The 5,567-nt window shown below is 68.7% G+C and carries 6 protein-coding genes and 2 pseudogenes; all 8 read left to right on the top strand.

From position 1 onward, the window contains the following. Positions 1 to 126: pseudogene (rplK, locus tag ACK4TT_RS18095) on the top strand (50S ribosomal protein L11); the annotation flags it as partial. A 3-nt stretch (positions 127 to 129) separates the two neighbouring features. Further along, positions 130 to 819, top strand: coding sequence for a 50S ribosomal protein L1 (rplA, locus tag ACK4TT_RS18090; protein WP_410213616.1), 690 nt, complete (start codon positions 130 to 132; stop codon positions 817 to 819). Between the two features lie 82 nt (positions 820 to 901). Then, entirely contained in the window at positions 902 to 1,375 is a 474-nt protein-coding gene (locus ACK4TT_RS18085) for a hypothetical protein (RefSeq protein WP_410213615.1), read from the top strand. 291 nt (positions 1,376 to 1,666) lie between these two features. Continuing rightward, positions 1,667 to 2,182, top strand: a complete 516-nt coding sequence (gene rplJ / locus ACK4TT_RS18080) for a 50S ribosomal protein L10 (RefSeq protein ID WP_410213614.1) — start codon at positions 1,667 to 1,669, stop codon at positions 2,180 to 2,182. A gap of 46 nt (positions 2,183 to 2,228) precedes the next feature. Further along, positions 2,229 to 2,618 (top strand): 50S ribosomal protein L7/L12, encoded by a 390-nt coding sequence (gene rplL / locus ACK4TT_RS18075; RefSeq protein ID WP_410213613.1) that lies wholly within the window; start codon positions 2,229 to 2,231, stop codon positions 2,616 to 2,618. Positions 2,619 to 2,702: 84 nt separating this feature from the next. Further along, positions 2,703 to 3,779, top strand: coding sequence for a helix-turn-helix domain-containing protein (locus ACK4TT_RS18070; protein WP_410213612.1), 1,077 nt, complete (start codon positions 2,703 to 2,705; stop codon positions 3,777 to 3,779). Between the two features lie 98 nt (positions 3,780 to 3,877). Next, complete coding sequence (locus ACK4TT_RS18065; protein WP_410213617.1) at positions 3,878 to 4,675, top strand: sterol desaturase family protein; 798 nt, start codon at positions 3,878 to 3,880, stop codon at positions 4,673 to 4,675. Between the two features lie 411 nt (positions 4,676 to 5,086). After that, positions 5,087 to 5,567 (top strand): annotated as a pseudogene (locus ACK4TT_RS18060) (DNA-directed RNA polymerase subunit beta); the annotation flags it as partial.

Here is a 5,567-nt window from a genome sequence, read left to right as displayed (position 1 = left end):
CGCACCCAGCTGCGCGAGATCGCCGAGAAGAAGATGAAGGACCTCAACGCCAACGACGTCGAGGCCGCCGCCCGCATCATCGAGGGCTCCGCCCGCTCGATGGGCCTTCAGATCGTGGAGGCCTAAGCGATGGCTAAGCAACCGAAGCGCATGCAGAAGTGGACCGGCGACGTCGCCGCCACCCACGCCCTCGACGAAGCCGTCAAGCTGGTGAAGGCCAACGCCAACGCCAAGTTCGACGAGACCATCGAGATCGCCGTGAACCTGGGCGTCGACCCGCGTCACGCCGACCAGCAGGTCCGCGGCGTGGTCGCCCTGCCGTCGGGCACGGGCCGCGACGTCCGCGTCGCCGTCATCGCCAAGGACGCCAAGGCCGAGGAGGCCAAGGCCGCCGGGGCCGAAGTCGTCGGCGCCGAAGACCTGGTGGAGCGCATCCAGGGCGGCTTCATGGACTTCGACCGGGTGATCGCCACGCCCGACATGATGGCCCTGGTGGGCCGCCTGGGTAAGGTGCTGGGCCCGCGCGGCCTGATGCCGAACCCGCGCGTCGGCACCGTGACGCCGAACGTCGGCCAGGCCGTGAAGGACGCCAAGGGCGGCTCGATCGAGTTCCGCGTCGAGAAGGCGGGCATCGTGCACGCCGGCATCGGCAAGGCCTCGTTCACCGAGGACCAGCTCACGGCCAACGTGAAGGCCCTGGTGGACGCGCTCAACAAGGCCAAGCCGTCGGGCGCCAAGGGCACCTATGTGAAGAAGGTCAGCCTGTCGTCGACGATGGGCCCTGGCTTCAAGATCGACGTGGCCTCGCTGGGCGTCTGAGGCGTTCCGCAAGGCTGAAGATCGGGGGAGCGGCGGAAACGCCGCTCCCTTTTTCTTTGGCCCGCCCATGCGCTAATGGGCCATGGGTCCCGACCACCTCCGCCGTCTGATCCAGGGCCTGGCCCCCGACCTCGCCGGTCTTCGGGAGCCCTGGACGATCATCGGCAGCGCGGCCCTGCTGGTCGCGGGCCTGCCGGTGGAGGACTGCCCCGACCTCGACATCCTGACGACCGAGGCGGGTGCGGCCGCGCTGGAGGCCCGCTGGGCGGCCTGGCGCGAGGCGGACTATGCGCCCGATCCGGCGGCCGCCTTCCGCTCGCGCTTCTCCCGCTACCGCATGCCCGAGGGCGCGGTGGAGGTGATGGGCGATCTCAGGCTGCGGACCGCCGCGGGCTGGACGGCGGTGGAGGCAAGGGCGGTGGAGCGCCGCGCCTTCGCGGGCGTCGAGGTCCGTGTCCCGACCCCGGTCGAACAGCTCCGCATCCTCAGGTCCTTCGGCCGGCCCAAGGACCTGGCGAAGGCGGTGCGGCTGGAGGCGTTCCTGGCGGCGGGTTGAGTCTCCCGCCACATTCGTGTAAAGGCCCGCGCTTCGTCGATCCCGCAAGGGAGAGGCGAGGAAGGAGGGGCCCTTGGGCTCTTCCGTCCTGTCCGAGAACTGCGCAGCCGCCGGGGCCGCCGGCGACCGTAACGCGGGGAAGAGCCCTTCCTCGGTCGCAGGGAGACGGGAAGATGAGGTTTCGTTCGCCCTCCGATCCGGATGGGCGCGAAGCTGCGGCTTCTCTTCCAGGACAGGCGTTGCCCGGCGACCGCACTCCCGCGGCCGTCGAACCTGAGTATGGAGACCGCAATGGACCGCGCTCAAAAGCAGGAAGCCATCGAGACGCTCAAGGGCGTCTTCGCTGACTCCGGCGCCGTGGTCGTGACCCACTACATGGGTCTGACCGTTGCGGAAATGACCGATCTGCGGGGCAAGCTGCGTGAGCAGGGCGCCCAGCTCAAGGTGGTGAAGAACACCCTGGCCCAGAAGGCTCTGGACGGTTCCGTCGGCGAAGCGGGCGACGCCCTCTTCAAGGGCCCCGTCGCGATCGCCTTCGCGCCGGACCCCGTCTCCGCCGCCAAGGTCGCGACCCAGTACGCCAAGGACAACGACAAGTTCACCGTCATTGGCGGCCTGATGGGCCAACAGGTCCTGGACCAGAAGGGTGTGAGCGCGCTCGCGACCCTGCCGTCCCTGGACCAGCTCCGCGGCAAGATCATCGGCCTCATCCAGGCGCCCGCGACCAAGATCGCCGGCGTGCTGCAGGCGCCGGCCGGTCAGCTCGCGCGCGTCATGGGGGCGTATGCCGCCAAGGACGCCGCCTAAGATCGTCATCTTCCCCGACAACCTCTACCTTTAAGGATCCAATCCAATGGCTGCTAACCTCGAAAAGCTGGTCGAAGACCTGTCCGCCCTGACCGTCCTGGAAGCCGCTGAGCTGTCCAAGATGCTCGAAGAGAAGTGGGGCGTTTCGGCCGCCGCTCCGGTGGCCGTGGCCGCCGCTCCGGCCGCCGCCGGCGGCGAAGCCGCTGCGGCTGGCGAAGAGCAAACCGAGTTCACGGTCGTCCTCGCCAACGGCGGCGACAAGAAGATCAACGTGATCAAGGAAGTCCGCGCCGTCCGTCCGGACCTCGGCCTGAAGGAAGCCAAGGACCTCGTCGAAGGCGCTCCGCAGAACGTGAAGGAAAACGTTTCCAAGCAGGAAGCGGAAGAGATCAAGAAGAAGCTGGAAGAAGCCGGCGCCACCGTCCAGATCAAGTAGTCTGGGCGCGTCGGACCGACGCTCTTCAAAGATCGAGGGCCGGGAGCGATCCCGGCCCTTTTTCTTTGCTGCTAAGGTCGGCGGATGAGCGAGTCCTCGGACCTGATCAGCGCCTTCGTGCACGGCGTGGCCGGCGGCTTCACGCTGATCACGGCGGTGGCCTTGCTGCGGAGCCGGCTCAGCCGCGACGTCCGCTTGGCGGGCGCGCTGTTCGCGCTGGCCGTCGTCGGCTGGCTGGTGAACGAGTCCAGGCCGCTGTGGGTGGCCTTCGGCGAACCCTATCCGGTCTTTCTCGTCGCCTGCGGCGTGGCGGGAGTGTTCTGGCTCTTCGTGCTGGCGGTGTTCGCGGACATGAAGGTCAACGCCCTCACTCTCGCGCCGGCCGTGATCATGCTCGCCTCGGGATTGGCGATGGGGAACCTGCCGCAACCCGGCTCGGACCTTGTCTGGGCGGCCCGCAACCTGGCCTCGGCGCTCCTCGCGCTGCACGCAGGCAGCGTCGTCCTGCGCGGCTGGTCCGGCGACCTCGTCGAGGGCCGCCGCCGCTTCCGCGCCCTTCTCCTCAGCCTGGCCTGCCTGTTCGTCCTGCTGGAGGTCGGCGTCGCCTTCACCTTCCGCCTGACCCACGATCCCGCCTGGCTGCAACTGGCGGTGGGGCGGACCTACGGCGGTCTGATCATGGCGCTGCTCAGCCTGGCGCTCGCCGTCCTGATGCTGCGTCCCGATCCCGCCGTCTTCGGGGCCGCGCGAAAGCCCGCGGCCGCGCCGGACGCCCGCGCGGAGGCCGCGGACCGGCAGCTCCTGGCCCGGCTGGACGCTCTGATGGCGGCGGAGGAGTGGCGGCGCGAGGGCCTGACCATCGGCGACCTCGCCCGCGAACTGGACGTGCCGGAGCATCGCCTGCGGCGGCTCATCAACCAGCGCCTCGGCCATCGCAACTTCGCCGACTTCGTGAACGGCCACCGGATCGAGGCCGCCAAGCGGCGTCTGGCCGATCCGGCGGAGGCGCGCACCACCGTGGCGGTCATCGCCTTCGACCTGGGCTACGGATCGCTGGGCCCGTTCAACCGCGCGTTCCGGGCCGCGACCGGCGCCACGCCGACGGAATGGCGCCGCCAGGCGCTGAACGGCGCCTCGCCGAATCCGAGCGAAACGGCCTGATTTCGAAATCGGCGAGGGTTTTCCAGCCGCGGCGAGACGGCTGAGCGGGGACGCCGCCAGGCTCGGTTCATCCAACAAGGAGGTGTCCCGTGCCCCCCATGATCCTCGATGCGTGGAGCATCTGGCTGCGCGAGCTGGAGCCCACCCTGACCCGTTACGCGATCTTCACCGTGGGCGTGTGGCTCGTCCTGTGGGTCCTGTTCCGGCCGCTGCTCGGCGCCCGCAAGATTCGCCCTGAGACCCCGCCGCCCCGCCAGCTCCTGACCGAGCTCCTGTTCTCGCTGCGCTCGATGATCGTCTTCGCCACGGTCGGCGTGGGCCTGGCCTATCTGTACCGGGCCGGGCTCTATCCCCTGGCCCGGATCGCCGACGGCTGGGGCCCGACGTGGTTCGCCTTTTCCCTTGTGGCTGGGATAGTCGGGCTGGACGCCTGGTTCTACTGGAGCCACCGGCTCATGCACGACCCGCGGCTGTTCCGGCGCTTCCACCGCCGCCACCACCGCAGCAACAACCCGTCGCCCTTCACGGCCTACAGCTTCGACATCCCCGAGGCCCTGACGCTGATCGGCTTCGTGGTGGTCTGGCCCTGGGTCTTCCCGATGCCCTCGAACGCCATGCAGTGGGTGATGCTGTACCAGATCGTCACCAACACCCTGCTGCACTCGGGCTACGAGCTGATGCCCGCCCGCCGCGACGGGCGGCCGATGCTGGACTTCATCGTCACCACCACCCACCACGACATGCACCACGCCCAGGCGGGCTGGAACTACGCGGCCTGGTTCACCTGGTGGGACCGGTGGTGCGGCACCGAGCACCCCGAGTACCACGCCCGCTACGCCGCCAAGGCCTGGCGGCCGTTCGGGGTCAGGGCGGCCCACCCGCTTCCGGCGGAATAGGGGGCGGGAACTTACCCGGCGCTCCCCCGGCTGGAGTAGGCGCATACGAACCGGAAACCGGCGCGGCCCGGGATACGCCCGGGCTGGACGAGGACGGCGCCGGGCCTGCACCCGGCGCCATCCGCCTTCGTGTGCGCTTTTCGTGTCCGGGGGGCTTTTCAAGTGGCGCGAAAGGGCTTATTTGCGCCCGTTCGCGAACAGCTCCCGATTCCCGTTCTCCGAGAGACGCGGTTTTTCGCGCGTGCAGCTCCGAGGCATGGTCCGCCGCCCTCCGACCATGCGAAGGGGCGCCCCTGACGATACAGGGGCTTTCCAGCGTCCGGCTCCCGCTCCGCGGGAGAGCCGAGGGTGGACGCAGGATGAAGACACTCGACGCCGGGAGTCCGTGCCTGGCGTCCTCAAGGGATCACAATGGCGCAGTCCTTCACCGGTAAGAAGCGGATCCGGAAGTCTTTCGGCCGCATTCCCGAAGCCGTGCAGATGCCGAACCTCATCGAGGTTCAGCGCTCCTCCTACGAACAGTTCCTGCAGCGCGAGGTCCGTCCGGGCGAGCGCCGGGACGAGGGGATCGAGGCGGTCTTCAAGTCCGTCTTCCCGATCAAGGACTTCAACGAGCGCGCCGTGCTCGAGTACGTCTCCTACGAGTTCGAGGAGCCGAAGTACGACGTCGAGGAATGCGTCCAGCGCGACATGACCTATGCCGCGCCCCTGAAGGTGAAGCTGCGCCTGATCGTCTTCGAAACGGACGAAGAGACCGGCGCCCGCTCCGTGAAGGACATCAAGGAGCAGGACGTCTACATGGGCGACATCCCGCTCATGACGGAGAAGGGCACCTTCATCGTCAACGGGACCCAGCGCGTCATCGTCTCCCAGATGCACCGCTCGCCGGGCG

Source organism: Phenylobacterium sp., from assembly GCF_046463815.1.
In the GTDB taxonomy this organism is placed as follows: Bacteria; Pseudomonadota; Alphaproteobacteria; order Caulobacterales; family Caulobacteraceae; genus Phenylobacterium.
Note: the sequence above shows the minus strand (reverse complement) of the source record. Positions and strands in the feature narration are given on the sequence as shown.

Excerpts from the sequence above, each read along its gene's own strand:
- rplJ (WP_410213614.1), top strand. The coding sequence starts at position 1,667 with ATGGACCGCGCTCAAAAGCAGGAAGCCATCGAGACGCTCAAGGGCGTC.
- rplA (WP_410213616.1), top strand. The coding sequence starts at position 130 with ATGGCTAAGCAACCGAAGCGCATGCAGAAGTGGACCGGCGACGTCGCC.
- ACK4TT_RS18065 (WP_410213617.1), top strand. The coding sequence starts at position 3,878 with ATGATCCTCGATGCGTGGAGCATCTGGCTGCGCGAGCTGGAGCCCACC.
- rplL (WP_410213613.1), top strand. The coding sequence starts at position 2,229 with ATGGCTGCTAACCTCGAAAAGCTGGTCGAAGACCTGTCCGCCCTGACC.
- ACK4TT_RS18070 (WP_410213612.1), top strand. The coding sequence starts at position 2,703 with ATGAGCGAGTCCTCGGACCTGATCAGCGCCTTCGTGCACGGCGTGGCC.
- ACK4TT_RS18085 (WP_410213615.1), top strand. The coding sequence starts at position 902 with ATGGGTCCCGACCACCTCCGCCGTCTGATCCAGGGCCTGGCCCCCGAC.